Source organism: Rubrivirga sp. (assembly GCF_049648075.1).
Lineage (GTDB): Bacteria > Bacteroidota > Rhodothermia > Rhodothermales > Rubricoccaceae > Rubrivirga.
In genome coordinates, this window is the sequence record NZ_JBARYR010000200.1 from 1 (window position 1) to 1,644 (window position 1,644).

Below are 1,644 nucleotides of genomic sequence, written 5' to 3' on the forward strand. Positions count from 1 at the left end.
TCGACTACGACGCCGCACGAGCGAACCCCAAGCTGATCGTCGGCTACAGCGACATCACGGCCCTCCACCTGGCGCTTTACGCGAAGGCCGGGCTGACCGGCGTCTCCGGCCCGATGGTCGCGAGCGACTGGGCGAAAGGTCTCGACGCCGAGACCGAGGATCACTTTTGGGCCGTCGCCGGCGGCGCCCATGACTACGACCTCGAGGGGCCGGGCGGCGAGAAGCTCACCGCCCTCGAGGACGGCATCGCCGAAGGCGTGCTCTTGGGTGGCAACCTGGCGCTCGTCGCGTCGCTCGTCGGCACGCCGTACCTGCCCGACCTCGAGGGCGCGATCCTCTTCCTCGAGGACGTCGCCGAGGCGCCGTACCGGATCGATGGAATGCTGGCGCGGCTGCGGCTGGCGGGCGTCCTCGAAAAACTGGGTGGGATTGTGTTTGGCCTGTTCACCGACGCCGAGGTCAAGCCCGGTCGGCCGACGCTGACCGTCGACCAAGTGCTGGCGCACTACGCCCGGTTCGTCGACGGTCCCGTCGCGAGCGGCTTGGTCTACGGACACGTAACTCGGAAGGCGACGGTCCCGGTCGGGGTTCGCGCCCGACTCGAGGTCGGCGGCACGGCACGACTCCGCGTCCTCGAGGGCGTCGCGTCGTGAACGGCGTGACGGTTTTGGGGCTCGTCGCCGCGGCGCTCACGACCGCGGCCTACGTGCCGCAGGTCATGAAAACGTGGCGCTCGGGGTCCTCGGCGGACCTCTCGCTCGGGACGTACGCGATCTTGCTGGCGGGCCTGTTCGCGTGGCTGGCCTACGGCATTCTCCTGGACGACCTCCCCATCATCGCGGCGAACGTGGTGACCATCGGGCTCGTCGGGTCCGTGCTCGTCCACGTCATCCGCAGCCGACGCAACACCTGATGCGCCTCGCCTTTTTCGCTTCCGGCGGCGGCTCCAACGTCGGCGCCATCTTGGACGCCATCGACCGCGGCGACCTCCGTGCCGAGGCCGTCGGCCTGGTCACCGACCGGCCGGACACGGGCGCGGCGGGGAGGGCACGGGACCGGGCGATCCCCGTCACCGTCGTTCCGCCCGCCGAGCCCGCCGTCTTCGCGCAGCAGATCTTGGACGTGCTGGCGCGCTGGGAGACCGACACGGTCGCGCTCGCCGGCTACTTGCGCAAGATCCCCGAGCCCGTTGTCTGGGCGTACCGGCACCGCGTCCTGAACGTCCACCCGTCGCTGCTGCCCGCGTTCGGCGGTGCCGGGATGTACGGCAAGCGTGTTCATCGCGCCGTCCTCGAGTACGGCTGCCGCGTCTCCGGCGCGACGGTCCACCTGGTCGATGCCGAGTTCGACACCGGCCCCGTGATCTTGCAGGAGCCTGTCCGCGTCGAGGCCGACGACACGCCCGAATCGCTCGCCGCACGCGTCCTCGAGGTCGAGCACCGACTCTTTCCCCAGGCTCTCGCGCTCGTGGCCGATGGCTGCGTGACCGTCGAGGACCGACTCGTCACGATCTCCGCGCCCCTGCGCCCGGACCCCGCCATCCCCTCCGCTCATGATCCCGGTCAAGGACCTCCCTTCCCCTGACGACCGCTACCCGGTCCGTCGCGCTCTGCTTTCCGTTAGTGACAAGACCGGTCTCGCTGA

General features: G+C 70.1%; 3 protein-coding genes. All 3 read left to right on the forward strand.

Features of this window, described 5'->3' with window-relative positions; all coding sequences use genetic code 11:
• On the forward strand, positions 1-653 hold a 653-nt coding region (locus WBA11_RS05785; RefSeq protein ID WP_424519764.1), incomplete at its 5' end, for a S66 peptidase family protein.
• The gene (locus WBA11_RS05790; protein WP_424519765.1) at positions 650-913 is read left to right on the forward strand and encodes a SemiSWEET family sugar transporter; all 264 of its coding nucleotides are present in this window, start codon (positions 650-652) and stop codon (positions 911-913) included. The genes WBA11_RS05785 and WBA11_RS05790, both read left to right, overlap by 4 nt.
• Complete coding sequence (purN, locus tag WBA11_RS05795) at positions 913-1,584, forward strand: phosphoribosylglycinamide formyltransferase (RefSeq protein ID WP_424519766.1); 672 nt, start codon at positions 913-915, stop codon at positions 1,582-1,584. Before WBA11_RS05790 ends, purN begins: the two co-directional genes overlap by 1 nt.
• The last annotated feature ends 60 nt before the right edge of the window (positions 1,585-1,644 follow it).

Coding starts and splice junctions, on each gene's coding strand:
- purN (WP_424519766.1), top strand. CDS start 913: ATGCGCCTCGCCTTTTTCGCTTCCGGCGGCGGCTCCAACGTCGGCGCC.